This window comes from Aggregatibacter sp. oral taxon 513 (genome assembly GCF_018128305.1).
In the GTDB taxonomy this organism is placed as follows: Bacteria; Pseudomonadota; Gammaproteobacteria; order Enterobacterales; family Pasteurellaceae; genus Aggregatibacter; species Aggregatibacter segnis_A.
The window spans coordinates 1,625,175-1,641,507 of the sequence record NZ_CP072381.1 but is presented as its reverse complement, the minus strand read 5'-3'; the positions used below and the strand labels follow the sequence as shown (position 1 = coordinate 1,641,507).

The 16,333-nt window shown below is 41.0% G+C and carries 16 protein-coding genes and 2 tRNA genes; 11 read left to right on the top strand and 7 right to left on the bottom strand.

Annotated features, from left to right (window positions below; all coding sequences use genetic code 11):
• Window positions 1–14: 14 nt before the first annotated feature.
• A complete protein-coding gene (locus J5A60_RS07840) occupies window positions 15–1,535 on the bottom strand; it encodes an iron ABC transporter permease (protein WP_212510001.1) in 1,521 nt (506 codons plus the stop codon).
• Between the two features lie 152 nt (window positions 1,536–1,687).
• Between J5A60_RS07840 and J5A60_RS07835 the strand changes: the two genes are divergently transcribed.
• From J5A60_RS07835 to J5A60_RS07825, 3 genes are read left to right on the top strand one after another with little or no spacing between them, the layout of a single operon-like run.
• On the top strand, window positions 1,688–2,761 hold the full coding sequence (locus J5A60_RS07835; RefSeq protein WP_109104135.1) for a DNA cytosine methyltransferase: 1,074 nt from the start codon (window positions 1,688–1,690) through the stop codon (window positions 2,759–2,761).
• Window position 2,762: 1 nt separating this feature from the next.
• On the top strand, window positions 2,763–4,664 hold the full coding sequence (locus J5A60_RS07830; protein ID WP_162541389.1) for an ATP-binding protein: 1,902 nt from the start codon (window positions 2,763–2,765) through the stop codon (window positions 4,662–4,664).
• Window positions 4,657–5,073, top strand: a complete 417-nt coding sequence (locus J5A60_RS07825) for a very short patch repair endonuclease (protein ID WP_109104133.1) — start codon at window positions 4,657–4,659, stop codon at window positions 5,071–5,073. The genes J5A60_RS07830 and J5A60_RS07825 overlap by 8 nt, the downstream gene beginning before the upstream one ends.
• Before the next feature lie 225 nt (window positions 5,074–5,298).
• Here J5A60_RS07825 and J5A60_RS07820 read toward each other — a convergent pair whose 3' ends face one another.
• From J5A60_RS07820 to hflD, 3 genes are all read right to left on the bottom strand, one after another.
• Complete coding sequence (locus J5A60_RS07820) at window positions 5,299–6,297, bottom strand: iron ABC transporter substrate-binding protein (RefSeq protein WP_109104132.1); 999 nt, start codon at window positions 6,295–6,297, stop codon at window positions 5,299–5,301.
• A 222-nt stretch (window positions 6,298–6,519) separates the two neighbouring features.
• Window positions 6,520–7,887, bottom strand: a complete 1,368-nt coding sequence (gene purB / locus J5A60_RS07815; RefSeq protein WP_109104131.1) for an adenylosuccinate lyase — start codon at window positions 7,885–7,887, stop codon at window positions 6,520–6,522.
• 16 nt (window positions 7,888–7,903) lie between these two features.
• On the bottom strand, window positions 7,904–8,515 hold the full coding sequence (hflD, locus tag J5A60_RS07810) for a high frequency lysogenization protein HflD (RefSeq protein WP_109104130.1): 612 nt from the start codon (window positions 8,513–8,515) through the stop codon (window positions 7,904–7,906).
• A 125-nt stretch (window positions 8,516–8,640) separates the two neighbouring features.
• On the opposite strand from hflD, the gene J5A60_RS07805 reads away from it, so the two are divergent.
• On the top strand, window positions 8,641–9,057 hold the full coding sequence (locus J5A60_RS07805) for a copper chaperone PCu(A)C (protein ID WP_109104129.1): 417 nt from the start codon (window positions 8,641–8,643) through the stop codon (window positions 9,055–9,057).
• A 95-nt stretch (window positions 9,058–9,152) separates the two neighbouring features.
• Here the strand turns inward: J5A60_RS07805 and J5A60_RS07800 are convergent, their stop codons facing one another.
• Together J5A60_RS07800 and trmB are read right to left on the bottom strand one after the other, a co-directional pair.
• Window positions 9,153–9,491 carry a YggL family protein gene (locus J5A60_RS07800; RefSeq protein WP_111296753.1) on the bottom strand — a complete coding sequence of 113 codons (339 nt, stop codon included), beginning with the start codon at window positions 9,489–9,491 and terminating at the stop codon, window positions 9,153–9,155.
• A gap of 30 nt (window positions 9,492–9,521) precedes the next feature.
• Complete coding sequence (gene trmB / locus J5A60_RS07795) at window positions 9,522–10,289, bottom strand: tRNA (guanosine(46)-N7)-methyltransferase TrmB (RefSeq protein WP_165817790.1); 768 nt, start codon at window positions 10,287–10,289, stop codon at window positions 9,522–9,524.
• Between the two features lie 302 nt (window positions 10,290–10,591).
• Between trmB and mutY the strand changes: the two genes are divergently transcribed.
• From mutY to J5A60_RS07770, 5 genes are all read left to right on the top strand, one after another.
• Window positions 10,592–11,731, top strand: a complete 1,140-nt coding sequence (mutY, locus tag J5A60_RS07790; RefSeq protein ID WP_212510000.1) for an A/G-specific adenine glycosylase — start codon at window positions 10,592–10,594, stop codon at window positions 11,729–11,731.
• A complete protein-coding gene (locus tag J5A60_RS07785; RefSeq protein ID WP_212509999.1) occupies window positions 11,709–11,984 on the top strand; it encodes an oxidative damage protection protein in 276 nt (91 codons plus the stop codon). The genes mutY and J5A60_RS07785 overlap by 23 nt, the downstream gene beginning before the upstream one ends.
• A 3-nt stretch (window positions 11,985–11,987) precedes the next feature.
• Window positions 11,988–13,064 (top strand): membrane-bound lytic murein transglycosylase MltC, encoded by a 1,077-nt coding sequence (gene mltC, locus J5A60_RS07780; RefSeq protein WP_048750776.1) that lies wholly within the window; start codon window positions 11,988–11,990, stop codon window positions 13,062–13,064.
• 208 nt (window positions 13,065–13,272) lie between these two features.
• A tRNA-Phe gene (locus tag J5A60_RS07775) sits at window positions 13,273–13,348 on the top strand.
• Between the two features lie 4 nt (window positions 13,349–13,352).
• Window positions 13,353–13,428 (top strand) — tRNA-Asn (locus tag J5A60_RS07770).
• A gap of 198 nt (window positions 13,429–13,626) precedes the next feature.
• Here the strand turns inward: J5A60_RS07770 and J5A60_RS07765 are convergent.
• Window positions 13,627–14,220, bottom strand: coding sequence for a YajG family lipoprotein (locus J5A60_RS07765; protein ID WP_212509998.1), 594 nt, complete (start codon window positions 14,218–14,220; stop codon window positions 13,627–13,629).
• Window positions 14,221–14,322: 102 nt separating this feature from the next.
• Here J5A60_RS07765 and J5A60_RS07760 point away from each other — a divergent pair, with 102 nt between their 5' ends.
• A complete protein-coding gene (locus J5A60_RS07760) occupies window positions 14,323–14,634 on the top strand; it encodes a BolA family transcriptional regulator (RefSeq protein WP_212509997.1) in 312 nt (103 codons plus the stop codon).
• 357 nt (window positions 14,635–14,991) lie between these two features.
• On the top strand, window positions 14,992–16,332 hold the full coding sequence (locus J5A60_RS07755) for a Na(+)-translocating NADH-quinone reductase subunit A (protein ID WP_212509996.1): 1,341 nt from the start codon (window positions 14,992–14,994) through the stop codon (window positions 16,330–16,332).
• Window position 16,333: the final 1 nt, after the last annotated feature.

Genomic DNA, 16,333 nt, shown 5'->3' with positions numbered 1-16,333 from the left:
AGTTTGTGTTGTCATTATTTAAACGCATATTTTTTCAATAAAAACACCGGAATGCCGGAAAATAGCATGAGCATTATGGCATAAGGTGTGGCGGCTGCATATTGGGCATCGCTAGTGTATTCCCAAACGGCGATGGATAAGGTTTTGATGTCGTTTGGGGTGAGCAATAAGGTGGCGGTGAGCTCTTTCATTAGGTTTAAAAACACCAACGCAAAGGCACCGGTAATGCCTGGCAACATGGCGGGAATGGTGAGCGTACGGAAAATATAAAAATGACTACGCCCAAGGCTTTGCCCTACTTTTTCGACGTTATCGGAGATTTGCTCCAAGGAGCTACGCAACGTGGTTTGTGCCAAGGGTAAATACAACATGAAATAGGCGACTATCACCATGAGGAAGGTTTGGTAGAAAGAATAGGCGTAGTTAATGGTGAAATACACCAAGGACAAGGCAATTACCAAACCCGGCATCGCATGCAATAAATATGGCAGGCGGTCAATCCACACAGTGAGGCGACTACGATAACGCACAGCACTCCAAACGAGTGGCAGCGCGCAAAGCACGGTGAGACCCGCGCCTAAACCCGAAACCAGCAAAGAATTGCTGAAGGCTTCAAAAAAGGCGGAAAAATCCACCGCACTTTCAATAGACGTGCCTACAAACATCCAGTGAATCAACATGATGAGTGGCACACCTATGCTGAGGATAAAAATTGTGAGGAAAAAAATAACAGCCAAGAATTGCTTGCCGGCGGTTAAATTTTTCACCGGATAAGGGCGAGTCACGCCTTTGCTGCTGTTATACAGGATTTGTTGTCCACGAAAGAAAATTTCGCCGAACACGATCAAGGCACAAATAACCATTAATACCGCCGACAGTAACGCCGCCGTATTGTTATTAAAGGCCATTTCATACTCTTGGAAAATAGCCGTGGTGAAAGTTTGATAATTCAAAATAGACACGGCACCGAATTCCACCAATGTATGTAATGCGATTAATAAAATACTGCTGCCGATAGCCGGTTTTAACTGGGGGAATATGGCATACCAAAAGGTATCGCGACGGCTTTTGCCGAGAGAAAGACTGACTTCCTCCAATGACCGATCAAGCCGTTTTAACGTGGCGGCAACAGGCAAATAGGCAAGCGGAAAATAGCTTAAGGTCATAATGCCGATCGTACCCCAAAAGCCCTCGACGCTAAAAGTGAGGCTAATCCAGGTGAAACAGCTGACAAAGGCGGGAATACAAAGCGGCAATGTCATCGCCACCTGAAAAAAAGGCTTTCCCAAAAAGCGATAGCGTTCTAACAAAAAGGCGCAAACCGTGCCGAGGATGATGGAAAATGTCGTCACACACACCATCAGCAATAACGTATTGCTCAACAGCTCCCACATACGCGGTCGCCAAAGCAATTCAATACTGCGCACCCAACCCACATCAACCGCCCTAACCACCACATAGAGAAACGGCAAAATCAACGGCAAACTGATGAGAATAATCAAGGCGGTCAGCCAAAACGGAGGGTTGCGGTTCAAGGGGTTGTCCTTTTTAGTATTGGGTTAAAATTAATGGCTCGGGTTAAGGAGGGATTATATAACAAACACGTGATTATCCTATATATTGATAAATAGAAAGAATAATGCTATATACCATGAGATATGAAAAATAACCCTGTTTGATGAAGAGTATGCAAAAAAATCTATTGAAAGCAGTTGATTTTTTCTGTGGCGGTGGCGGCATGAGTTACGGTTTACAAAAAGCCGGTATCCAAATTCTTGCTGGAATCGACTATGAGATCAGTTGCAAAGAGACTTACGAAGCAAATATCAAGAATGCTAAATTTATCCATGCTAACGTTTTCGAGCTAAGCGAAAAAGATTTAGAACGTACGCTTAATCTTTCTCGAAATGATGACGATTTAATCTTAATCGGTTGCAGCCCCTGCCAGTATTGGAGCGTTATTCAAACAAGTAGACAAAAATCCGAACAATCTAAAAACTTATTATCCGAATTTCAACGATTTGTCGAATATTTCACTCCCGGTTATGTCATTGTAGAAAACGTTCCCGGTGTTTTTAGTCGTCGTAAAGAAAGTGGGTTAGACGTTTTTATCGAAAAATTAGAGTCTTTAGGTTATGTCGTTCATTTCGACATTCACAATACGAAGAACTATGGCGTGCCGCAAAGCCGAAAACGTTTTACATTGGTAGCAAATAGGGTTACAGAAGACAAGCTTGAGCCGATTGAATTACAAGATAAAGTATTGACTGTTAGGGATGTTCTTGGTGTAGAAAACGGATTTCCGAAAATACCAGCAGGGCATCAAGATGGAAGTGATTATATGCACAGTTGCGCCGGGCTTTCCGAGATCAATCTACAACGTTTGAAATTGATACCAAAAGATGGTGGTAGCCGTTCAGCATTCGCCGATCGTCCTGATTTGCAATTAAAATGTTTTATCGGAAAGGACGATAGTTTCAGAGATACATTCGGACGTTTATGGTGGGATCGACCCGCTCCTACCATCACGACCAAATTTTTCAGCATTTCCAACGGTCGTTTCGTTCATCCGGAAGAAGATCGAGCCCTATCTTTGAGAGAAGGCGCAACGTTACAATCTTTTCCAAAGACTTATGTGTTTAAAGCGACCGGCAGAGATAAAATTGCACGATTAATCGGCAATGCCGTACCGCCTAAATATGCTGAGCAAATAGGCAAGGCTATTGTTTATAATAACTATAGAGCTAAATATGGAGAATAAAATGACCAATAAAACAGATGTTCTTGAAATGAGATTTGATCCCAATGTAATTACGCATTTAGGGATACAAATGTACTCTACACTACCGCCAGTAATTGCTGAGTTAGTATCTAATTCTTATGATGCAGAATCTGAGGAAGTAAATATCTTTTTAAATGATGGAAGTGATGAGAAGTCCATTATTATTGAGGATAATGGTCACGGAATGAGCTTTGAAGAAATTAATGATAAATTTTTAGTTATCGGACGGAATAGAAGAAAAGAAGAAAAATCGGAAAAAAGCAAAAATGGGAAAAGGGATGTAATCGGTAAAAAAGGGATCGGTAAGTTAGCTTTCTTCGGCATTGCAAGTATAGTTGAAATTACAACAATACAGGATTATAAAAAGACAACTTTCTTATTAAATTGGGATGAGATGCAAGGTCAAGGGGGGGATAATAAAGTTTATCAACCTCAAATTTTAGATAATAGAAAAGAAGTATCTCAAGAGTCAGGAACTATTATTAAATTAAAGGGGATAAAAAGGAAAACAGGATTTTCAGCTGATGATCTTGCTTATTCACTTTCAACATACTTCCAAGTATTTAACGAAGAAGATTTTAGATGTTTTATCTATCATAATGATATTAAAAAACAAAATCCATTAAAGGTAACTAATGAATTACGCTACAAAGGGTTAGAACCTTTAGTTGAGTGGAGTTCTCCTTGGGGTGAACTAAATTTAACCACTGATGAAGATAATAAAAGTGTTAATTATTTAGATAAAATAACAGGAAAATTAATTGCAACTAAAGATGAAACCGTTCCAGAAAGAATGCGAGGGATCGCACTTTTCTCAAGAGGTAAATTAGTTAATAAATACTCATTTTATAAATTATCAGCAACTAGTTTTGGTTATTCATATATAACAGGATGGTTAAACGTAGATTTTATAGAGGACTTTTCTAAGGATGCTATTTCTACAGTTAGAGATTCATTAAATTGGGAGCTTGATGAGACCAAAAGACTAGAGGATACGTTACAGATTATGATAAAAAAATTCTATAACTTTCAAAAAAGTCAGAGAGAGATAGATAAGAAAGAAAAAGTTAAAAAAGATCTAGGTATAGATCTAGATTCCTGGTATCAAACCTTACCTAAACATGAAAGAGAATTAGCGCAAAAAATAATGAAACAAATCATTAATGCGGAAGGACTGGAACGGGAAAAAGCACATAATCTGATAAAGTTTGTACAAGATTCATATCAATTTGAATCATTTAAGGAATTAGCCTCCGACATTGGAGAAGGAGATTTTAAAGAGCCTGAAAAGTTAATTCAATTAATGAAAGAATGGCAACTAATTGAGGCTAGAGAGTTTTATAAACTTTCAAAAGTTAGACTGGAAACTATTACTAAATTTGAAGAATATATTCAAAGTAATGCTAGAGAAGTTCCTACATTACATAATTTTCTTACGCAATTCCCTTGGTTATTAGACCCTAGAATAATGTCCTTTAAAGATGAGGTTACTTATTCAAAACTATTAAAAGAGCATTTTAAAGATGATGATTTAGAGGAAAAAGATAGAAGAATTGATTTTTTATGTCAAAATTTTTCAGGGCAATTTTTTATTATTGAATTGAAGAGACCCAATACTGTAGTTGGAACAAAAGAATTACTTCAAGGAATCCGCTATGTTAGTTTTATTAAAGAAAAGCTTGGTAATGAATTTGGGTATAATATTCATTGTTATATAATAGCTGGCTCACAATCAAAAATAGATGAAGTAAAAATAATGGCTGACACTTATGCAGGACGAGGTATTTTGTATATTAAGCCTTATGTGAATCTGTTGCAAGCCGCCAAGAACTATCATTATGAGTTTATCGAAAAATATGAGAAATTAAAACTTAATGACTGATATTTTCTCTCAAGAAAAACGTTCTGAAATCATGTCGAAGGTAAAAAGTAGAAATACTAAACCTGAGATATGGGTCAGAACGTTTTTATTTTCTTTAGGGTTTCGTTTTAGGAAAAATGATAAACGATACGCCGGCGCACCGGATCTCGTTTTACCTAAATATAAAACAATCATTTTTATACACGGTTGTTTTTGGCATGGGCATGATTGTAAAAAAGGTTCTCTTCCCGCCGACAATGCGGATTTTTGGCGAGAAAAAATTGCGAAAAACAAAATACGAGATAAGAAAAACCAAGAGATATTAATAAATTCCGGATTTCATGTTATTGTCATTTGGGAGTGTGAACTAAAGAATAAAGTTCTGCGTGAGCAACGCCTAACACGTTTAGTCGAAGAAATTAAAAAATAATTCTTGAAAGTTTCATGCTAATCCTTCAGTTGTACTGTTTATTCTCCAATTCATTCCTAGAGCCTCTATTAGGTTGCCTGAAGGCTGTAAATTTATGGAATTTCTTCCACCATAAAAAAGCCACCCGAAAAATGCGTTGAAAAACGACCGCACTTTCAGGTGGCTTTTTATATTTTTAACACGCATCCACGGTATTTAATTTTGAGAGATACCGTAGCGATACGATTATTTCAATCCCGCTTGCTCAATTAATTTATTGGCTTTTTCTTTGTCTTGCGCCGTTGTTGCGGTGACTTCAGGGGCTTCTAGTTTTGCGTAAGGTTCCATGTTGAATGGAGAAACCACGTCAGCGCGCAATGGGTATTCTGCTCGGGCAGCTACAAGCGCTTCTTGACCTTTCTTGCTGGCTAAGAATTCGATGAATTTTTTCGCTTCTTCTTTATTTTTGGAGCCTTTTAACACTGCAGCACCGGAGTAAGTGACTAATGCGCCCGGGTCTTGGTGGCGAATGAAGTATAAGCGGGTGTTTAAGTTATCCGCCCCTTTTTCTTTTGCTAAGGCATACCAATAATAGTTGTTAATCAACGCAGCCGGTACTTCGCCATTTTCAACAGCTTGTAATGCCACGCTGTTTTTCGCGTAGAGTTTGCCATTTTCTTTCAAGCCTTTTAACCAATCTAACGCCGCTTGTTCGCCTTTTAGTTTGGTGATGGCTACAACTTGTTCTAAGAACGCACCGGAAGTCGGCACATAACCGATTTTATCTTTCCATTTCGGCGTAGCGTAATCTAACACGGATTTTTCCATGTCTTTTTCGGAGAGTTTATTTTTGTCATAAACCACCACACGGGAACGACCGCTTAAGGCGAGCCAATCTTTTTTCGGTGCTACCGGTACGCCTTTATGTTGGGTTTGTTTAATGATGTTAGCTGAGAGTGGTTCGAGTAGATCTGCGTCGGATAATCCAACAAAGGAGGCGACTTGTTCGGTATAGAATACATCAGCCGGGGTTTTGTCCCCTTCTTCTTTTAACTGACCGGCAAGCTGTTCGCTTTTAGCACTGTTTAAAGTGACTTTAATACCGGTTTCTTTGGTAAAGGCTTCTGTGACCGCTTTAGCCGCTTCTTTGTGTTGACCGTTATACACGGTAATGTCAGCGAAAGTGGCGCTAGAGAATGCCAATGCTGCGGTAAGTGTTGCTAGTTTTAATGCGTTAAGTTTCATAAATGCTCCTTTTAAAAGATGTTTATTCAAATAGATTTTGCCTAAATGGCAAATTTGAACGGTGTCTATTCTAGGGTGATGAGCTTATAAATGCAAATTATTATCAATATTTAGATTTGATCATAAGACTGAAAAGTGCGGTCGTTTTTTTCCGTGAATTTTGGACTGAGAAAGGCGTAAAAAGAAAAACGGTCGTATTTGATACGACCGTTTTTTAATGATTTACAGTTTTTCCACCAACTGTACTGCCGCGCCGATATAGCTTGCCGGCGTGAGTTGTTGCAAGCGTGCTTTTTCTTCTGCCGGAATGTCTAATTTCTCAATAAAATCAAACATTGCTTTGGCATCTACGCGCTTGCCGCGGGTGAGTTCTTTCAGTTTTTCGTACGGTTTTTCAATGCCGTAACGACGCATCACGGTTTGAATTGGTTCGGCGAGCACTTCCCAGTTTTGATCCAATTCTTCACGTAAATGGGTTTCATTCACTTCTAATTTGCTGATGCCTTTTTGGGTCGCCGCATAGGCGATTAAGCAGTAGCCTAAACCCACGCCAAGGTTACGCAACACGGTGGAATCCGTTAAATCGCGTTGCCAACGGGAAATCGGTAATTTGCTGCCTAAGTGTGCCATCACGGCGTTTGCCAAACCAAGGTTGCCTTCGGAGTTCTCGAAGTCGATTGGGTTGACTTTGTGTGGCATGGTGGAAGAACCGATTTCACCAGCGATAGTACGTTGTTTGAAATGATTTAATGCGATGTAACCCCATAGGTCGCGGTCGAAGTCGATCACGATAGTGTTAAAACGCGCTACGCAATCGAACAATTCGGCGATGTAATCATGCGGTTCGATTTGGGTGGTGTACGGGTTCCATGTAATGCCCAAAGACGTCACGAATTCTTCGCTGAAGGTATGCCAATCAATATTCGGGTAAGCGGATAAATGGGCGTTATAGTTGCCCACAGCACCGTTGATTTTGCCAAGAATATCAATTTGTTGTAATTGTTTGTATTGGCGTCTTAAACGATACACCACGTTTGCCATTTCTTTGCCCACGGTGGTTGGCGATGCAGGTTGACCGTGCGTGCGGGAAAGCAATGGAATGGTTTTATATTGCTCGGCAAGTGCGGTGATTTTTTCGATTAAATTTTGCCACTCCGGCAACAATACTTCTTCACGCGCGGTGTTTAGCATTAAGGCGTGGGAAAGGTTGTTGATGTCTTCAGATGTGCAGGCAAAGTGAATAAATTCGCTGATTGCCGCCAATTCAGGCAATGCTGCGCTTTTTTCTTTAAGGAAATATTCCACCGCTTTCACATCATGGTTGGTCGTTCTTTCAATTTCTTTAATGCGCTCGGCATCTTCAATAGCAAAATTAGCGACAATTTGGTTAAGGTAATCGTTTGCTTCTTTTGACAAAGAAGGAACTTCGGTGATTTGGGCGGTCGCTGCTAATTTTTGTAACCAACGAACTTCCACCGTAACGCGGAATTTTAATAAACCGAATTCGCTGAAAATATGACGTAAACGGGCGGTTTTGTCTTGATAACGACCATCAATCGGGGAAAGTGCGGTTAGCGCGCTAAGTTGCATAGATGAGAGCTCCATATTAAAGAGAAGAGAGAATGTGTTGTGCCGTGGTGGCGATTTTGCGACGGAAAAACAGCAGTTGCCATTTGGTGCCGCCCACTTGTTGCCACAAAATAGCGGAACGGATGCCGGCTAATAACGCGGCGCGAATGCGATTTTGTGTGCCTAAATGCTGTAAATATTGGGTGACGCCGGTCACTTGAATTCGGCGACCTAACGGGCTGATAACGTCCACATAAATGCCGGCAAAATTAGACAGCATCTGTTCGTCGAGTAAGTGGTAATGTTCCAGCTGTGTAGGTAAATATTGAATGCGGCGTGCCAATTCTTGTTTGGCTTCCGGGGTTTTGTTAAGTTTTGCCGCTAATGCCAACAGACTGAGCCAATAACGACCTAGTTCCGGCTCGCTGCCGTTAAGTTGTTCGCAAAGTGTGGTTAACCCCAATTTCAGGTTGTTTAGCTCGCCGCCAAAAACATCTAATGCTGTATCCGGTGCGATTTGTAGCAAACTGTTTAAACCGGTTTCTAATGCCGTTGAGTCCGCTTCACCATTTAACGCCAGTTGTTGTACGAGTTTCGCTGCTTGGCAGACGCCGGCTAGGGCGAGTGTAATGTCGTAATAATTTGCCATTGAGGTTTTAGAATTGCATAAAATAGGTATGAAAAAGTGGGCGGTAATATAGCATTTTTCTGCTATATTTTAAAGGCAATCGGCAATGCCGACGAAATCAATAAGAAATGAAAAAGGAGAAAACGATGCGACGTATTTTTAAAACGTTGTTTTTTATGACCGCACTTTTGCCTCTTGGCACGTTGGCAAAAATCAGTGTGACCAATCCGATCATTTTTGCAACCCAACAGGCGGGTGAACCAACGGCTGTTTTTATGGAATTGCATAATGACGGTAACGAAGCCGTTAATCTTGCGATGGTGCAGAGCAGTCAGCCGGCAAATTTGGTTTTGCACGGTACACAAAACGGCAAAATGATCACCTCGGATGGCATTGAAATTCCTGCCAAAGGCAACGTAAAACTGAAGCCGGGTGGTTTACATATTATGGTGTTTGATTCTGCTATGGCTTTGCAGGCAGGGGGACATTTTCCGCTGACATTGCTGTTTGATAACGGTGAGAAAATTCAAGTTAAGGCGAATGTCGTTAAGTATTCACAGTAATATTCTGTAAAAAGACATAAAAAAATGACCGCACTTTTTATTGCGCTTTGTAGGCGAAAAAGTGCGGTCTGTTTTTTAGCTATTTTTAATAGCGATTATTTTGTTGGGTAATCCCACCAAATATCAAATAATTCGCTAACTTCCACTTGTTGTAAGCCGTTTTGCGTTAACCAGTTTTTCACTAATTCTTGGTGAGACGCATCGCATTTACCGATTTTTTCTAAGCACACTAAACCTTCCCAGTGCAAGTAGCCGCTGCCTTCGTAAGCTAACCCATTTGGTTGGATTACTTCGCTGATGAAGCGGTCAACGGTGCTGTCGATTTGTTCTACGGAAGTGCCTTCAGCAAATTGCCATTGCACTAAAAAGCCTAACTCTTGGAATTCGGCGATATGCATTTTTTTACGTTGTCTTTGGTTACGTTTAATAGCCATGATGATTTCCTTCTATTGAGGTGGATGAAATTAAGATTTGATGAAATACAGATCCCATACGCCGTGGCCAAGACGGTGACCGCGTTGTTCAAACTTTGTCAGCGGACGAAAATCAGGGCGAGGGATGTAGTCGTTTGTGTCTGACGTATTGCGTAATTGAGGATATTGTTGCAACACGTCCAACATGTGTTCCGCATAGTTTTGCCAGTCGGTTGCCATGTGAATGAAAGCACCTGCCTGCAATTTATTTAATAAACGGTCGATAAAGTGCGGTTGTACGATTCGGCGTTTGTGATGTCTCGCTTTATGCCATGGATCCGGGAAAAACAGTTGTAACCCGCCGAGACTTTGATCCGCAATGCTGTCACGCAGAATTTCAGTAGCATCGTGGCAAATCACGCGTAAATTAGTGACGCCTTTTTCTACGGCATAAGCGATACAAGCGCCTACACCCGGTGTATGCACTTCAATGCCTAAGTAATTTTTATCAGGATTTTGTGCCGCCATTTCCACCAACGAACTGCCCATGCCGAAGCCAATTTCCAAAATGACCGGATTGTCGTTGCCGTAAATTGCATTGAAATCAAATGGCTGCGGTTGATAGTCTAAGCCGAGCGCCGCCCAGTTTTGGTTCATGGCGTTTTTTTGATAATCGCTTAAGCGTCCGGTGCGTAACACGAAGCTGCGCACTTTGCGTTTATAACGTCCGTCTTCGGTAAACTCGGCAGCTTCAACGGTTTTGCGTTTTTGGTCGGCAAAAGTCGGTTGAATGGAATGTTCTGATTGCGTTTCTAACATGAATTCTTTGAAGTTGAAATTATTGTCTGCGGAAAATTTTAGCGGCTGATTATAGGCTGTTTCCAATACATTAGCAATTTAGCCCGGTTAAACCTTAAGGGATTTCTTGAAGTTTGCTGAAGGTGCATTGTACTTTGTGATAAACTTTGCCGGTTTTTGTGTTATCAAACGGTTGAAAAACAGCGAATATTTTACGCACAATCGAATTAGGTTCGGTTGTTTATCCCCTTGGATTGGCGGCAAATTGACGCTCAAAAACGCTGTTTTTTACGACCGCACTTTTTATGAATATATCAGGATTTATGCTCGCTCAATCATCTCCCCATGCGCCTTTTGCACATGCCGTACTGTCGTGGTATGCCAAGTTCGGGCGAAAAAATTTGCCGTGGCAACAAAATAAAACCTTGTATGGCGTTTGGTTGTCAGAAGTAATGCTGCAGCAAACGCAGGTGGCAACGGTCATTCCGTATTTTGAACATTTTGTTAAAACGTTTCCTAATTTGACCGCACTTGCTGATGCGCCGTTAGATGAGGTGCTGCATTTGTGGACGGGCTTGGGTTATTACGCGCGGGCGCGAAATTTGCATAAAGCGGCGCAAATCATGCGTGATCAATATGGCGGCATATTTCCGATAGAATTTGAACAAGTCTGGGCATTGCCCGGTGTGGGGAGAAGTACGGCAGGAGCAGTGTTATCTTCTTGTTTGAATGCGCCTTATCCCATTCTGGACGGTAATGTGAAGCGGGTGTTATCCCGTTATTTTGCCGTGGATGGTTGGCCGGGCGAGAAGAAAACGGAAGATCGTTTGTGGCAATTGACCGCGCAGGTGACCCCAACGGAACAGGTGGCGGATTTTAATCAGGCAATGATGGATCTTGGTGCAATGGTGTGTACGCGAACCAAGCCCAAATGCGATCTTTGTCCGCTAAAAAAGGACTGTCGAGCAAAGGCCGAACAAAATTGGCAGGCTTATCCCGGTAAAAAGCCGAAAAAAACGCTACCGGAACGAGAAAGTTATTTCTTGTTGTTAGAACAAAACGGCAAAATTGCCTTGGAACAACGGGAAAGCGCTGGTTTATGGGGCGGATTGTATTGTTTTCCGCAATTTACTGAAAAGCAGGCGTTATTAGCCTATTTAGCCGCAAACGGGATTAGGCAATATCAGGAGTGGCCGGCATTTCGCCATACATTTAGCCATTTTCATTTAGATATTTATCCAATTTATGCGCAAGTTGGCAGCTTAGCCGAGACCGCAGATGAGGATTGTTCGCCTTGGAAAAAAGTGCCGAAAAAAACGGAGGAATATCAATCAGACCTATTAAGTGCGGTCAAATATTGGTATGATCCGCAGCATCCTGAACCTATCGGGTTGGCAACGCCCGTGAAGAATTTATTAACTCAATATGTAAGGAATCATTATGGCAAGAATGGTGTTTTGTGAACGTTTAAAACAAGAAGCCGAAGGGTTGGATTTTCAGTTGTATCCGGGTGAATTGGGTAAACGCATTTTTGATTCTATTAGTAAACAAGCATGGGGCGAATGGATGAAAAAACAAACCATGTTGGTGAATGAGAAAAAATTAAACATGATGAATGCGGAGCATCGTAAGTTATTGGAACAGGAAATGGTGGGCTTTCTTTTTGAAGGCAAAGACGTGCATATTGAAGGTTACACTCCTCCTGAAGCGAAATAAAAAATGAAGAAGTATTTAATTTTAGCCCTTATCCCTTTTTTATATGCTTGTGGCGGCGGTTCGCATCATCGGGGATTGGATTACGATGAAGCCTTTGCAAAAGATACCCGTGGTTTGGATATTTTAACCGGACAATTTGCCAATAATATCGACCGCATTTGGGGGGTAAACGAGCTGTTGGTCGCAAGTCGTAAGGACTATGTGAAATATACGGATCGTTACTTTACCCGTAGCCATGTGAGTTTTGATGAAGGTTTGATTACCATCGAAACGCAGGCAGATTTAAACCGTTTACATAATGCTATTGTCCATACATTATTGATGGGCTCTGATGCGAATGGCATCGATTTATTTGCTTCCGGTGATGTGCCGATTAGCTCTCGCCCTTTCTTGGTTGGACAGGTGATCGATAACCGTGGCGGCTCTATTGCGGATCAGTTTGCCGCAAGTAATTTCGCCACGTATTTAATTCAAAATAAATTGCAAACACGTCGTTTATCGAATGGCAATCAAGTGCAATTTGTGGTGATTCCAATGATTGCTAATCACGTGGAAGTACGTGCACAAAAATATTTACCGATTGTGCGTAAAGTTGCGCGTCGTTATGGATTGGATGAAAGTTTAATTCTGGGCATTATGCAAACAGAATCGAGCTTTAACCCGTATGCGATAAGCTATGCTAACGCCATGGGCTTAATGCAAGTGGTGCCGCACACCGCAGGACGCGATGTGTTCCAAATGAAAGGCATGAGTGGTCAACCAAGTAAAAATTATTTGTTTGATCCTGAGAAAAACATTGATGCCGGTGCGGCGTATTTATGGTTGCTACAAAATAAATACTTAGATGGTATTACGAATCCGACATCAAAACGCTTTGCCATGATTTCGGCGTATAACAGCGGTGCCGGTGCGGTATTGCGCGTATTTAACGATGATAAAGAGATGGCAATGATGAAAATTAACCAACTTTATCCGGAACAAGTGTATCGTATTTTGACAACTAGCCACCCATCCGCGCAGGCGCGAAATTATTTGGTGAAAGTTGATAAAGCGCAAAAGAGCTATCGTGTCAGACGTTAATCGCAATCTTTTGTGAAATTTATCGCCCGCTTAATAAATATTGAGCGGGCTTTCTTTTTATATAAGAAGTAAAAATTTTTCGATAAATGTAGCATTTATGTACGTTTCGCTTGTTAAATGTGCAAATAAGTTAATTATTTCGTATTTTTTAAAAATAGATGTTGACTTGAAATTCAAAAAAACGTTTAATACGCACCACTGATGAGTTGCCTCGATAGCTCAGTCGGTAGAGCAGGGGATTGAAAATCCCCGTGTCGGTGGTTCGATTCCGCCTCGAGGCACCACTATTCCTCCTTAGTTCAGTCGGTAGAACGGTGGACTGTTAATCCATATGTCGCAGGTTCGAGTCCCGCAGGAGGAGCCAAATTCAAGAAAGCCGCTAAGTAGTTAGCGGCTTTTGTTTTTTCTGATTTTGTATTTTGCAAAGCAAAAAATAACGCATAAATCAGAATGAAATTTATGCGTTATTTTTATCTTTGGGATTGTGACCTAAAAACTCTTGGTTTTTGTCCCGCTCTTTTCTGAGCTCAGCTAGAAAGTGCGGTGGTTTTTCACTGTGTTTTTAGTTAGCGTATTGATTAATTGCCTGAGTGACTTCTTGGTCTTTATAGATAGATTGAACGATGTCATTAAAGGTTTCACCTAACACCTTTTGGATCTCTGAGTTTTTAGCAGAGAATGCCCCCGAGTGGCTACGTGTTGTACCAATATTTTTGGTGAATTGACCTTTAGCACCTTGCACATGAATGGCTAACTGGATTTTGCTATCGATATCGTAGCGTAAGTTTCCTTGATTGACTTTAGCAAAAAACTCTTGCACGTTTACGGTGACTGCCGCATTTGCGTTATTTGCCGTGCCGATGCGAAATCCTTTGCTGATAAGGTTTTGTTGTTCAACTTGTTGGAATAGCTCGGTGACACTTGGCATCGCCGATAGTTTTACGAGTTTCCCATCGGCAACATAACTGGAAATTTCAGGTACTTGGCGCATATCGCGAGTGGTGACGTAAACAACAGCGGATTGGTTAACATTCATGCTCGCTTGTGGCGCAGCAGGTGTAAAACGTAACGTGTTGGATTCACTTTGGCAACCACTTAATAATGCATTTGAAAGTAAGATTGAGCCGAGTATTAAGGTTTTCATGTTAAATTTCATAATATCCTCATTAGTTTGAATAAATTTGCGTTATTCTTACAAAGTTACAATGGATTGTATAGTCTCTCCCATTTAATTTAATCATTCGTTTTAGGAAGAAATATGTCAAAACAACAAGAATTAGAGCAACGATTACGCCAAGAATTTCAACCGCACTTTATTGCGGTTGAAAATGAAAGCTATATGCACAGTTCTGGGCGTGGCGCAGATTCACATTTTAAAATCGTCTTGGTGAGCGATACGTTTGAGGGCATTAGCAAAGTTGCTCGTCACCGCAAAATTTATCAATTACTCTCTCAAGATTTACAAAATGGCATTCATGCCTTGGCATTGCATCTTTATACCAAACAAGAATGGGATGAATTGGGGCAACAATTCCCCAAATCCCCTCATTGCGCAGGCGTTGGGCAATAAGTCCCTTACCTCTTTGTAATTACCCTGTAAAAATTAAAAAATTGATTTTTGGCAAATAATGTGAAGTTTTTCACAAAAATACATAAACAATCGGCTTTCAAAGTGGTAAGAACGTTATTATTTGGTTAAAATAAGCCAATTTTTTTAGCAAAAATTTAACGTTTTTACGGACGAAAATGTTCGTAAAAATTAAACAGAATTTGAGTTTTATTTTTATCGGTTGGAGAGTGGTTATTTAGGCATAGCGGTGTTTTGCCGTTTTCTTCTTTAATCATTTCAACAACTATCACTCAAGACGAGGTAATAATCTTAGGGTTGTTGCTGTATTTTTAATCTAACAAAAGTAGTGCAAACAATATGATTACGATTAAAAAAGGCTTGGATCTTCCTATTGCAGGAAAACCGGAGCAGGTAATCCATAACGGGAATACCGTTACTGAAGTTGCTTTGCTTGGTGAAGAGTATGTGGGAATGCGCCCTTCTATGAAGGTTCGCGAAGGTGATGTAGTGAAAAAAGGTCAGGTGCTTTTTGAAGACAAAAAGAATCCTGGTGTCATTTTCACCGCGCCTGCGAGTGGTACGATCACAGCAATTCACCGTGGCGAAAAGCGTGTATTGCAATCTGTGGTAATTAAAGTTGAAGGCGATGAAGCGCTTTCTTTCGAGAAATACCCGGTAGCCGAATTGAACACGTTAAGTGCGGAGCAAGTGCGTAAAAATTTACAGGAATCTGGTTTGTGGACAGCGTTCCGTACCCGTCCATTCAGCAAAGTGCCTGCGATTGATGGCGTACCTTCATCCATTTTCGTTAATGCGATGGACACGAATCCGTTAGCGGCAGATCCTGCGGTTATTATTGCTGCGTCCGAAAATGATTTCGTCAATGGTTTAACTGTGTTAAGTCGTTTACATGACGGCAACATTCACTTATGTAAAGCGCCTGATAATAAAATTCCGGCATCACATGCGAGTAATGTGGTGATTAATGAATTTGCAGGTCCTCATCCGGCGGGGTTAAGTGGTACTCACATCCACTTTATTGATCCTGTAGGAATGAATAAAACTGTTTGGTATATCAACTATCAAGATGTGATTGCTATCGGTAAATTATTCACAACCGGCGAGCTTAATGTAGAACGTGTGGTTTCTCTTGCGGGACCACAAGTCAAATCGCCACGTTTAGTGCGTACGGTTATTGGGGCTAACCTTTCCCAATTAACGAAGGACGAGTTAAGTGCGGGTGAAAATCGCGTTATTTCCGGTTCGGTACTTTACGGTCAAACAGCAAAAGGTGCTCACGACTATCTCGGTCGTTATGCATTGCAAGTTTCTGTGATCGAAGAAGGTAATGAAAAAGAATTCTTCGGCTGGATTACGCCACAACCGAATAAATATTCGATTACTCGTACCGTATTAGGTCATTTCGGTAAAAAATTATTCAACTTTACTACCGCAGAAAATGGTGGTGAGCGTGCGATGGTACCAATCGGTAGTTATGAACGTGTCATGCCGTTGGATATTTTACCGACATTATTATTACGTGATTTAATCGTGGGCGATACCGATGGTGCACAAGCGTTAGGTTGTCTTGAATTAGACGAAGAAGACTTGGCGTTATGCTCTTTCGTTTGCCCGGGCAAATATGAATACGGTTCAATCTTGCGTCACGTTTTAGATAAGATTGAGAAGGAAGGTTAAA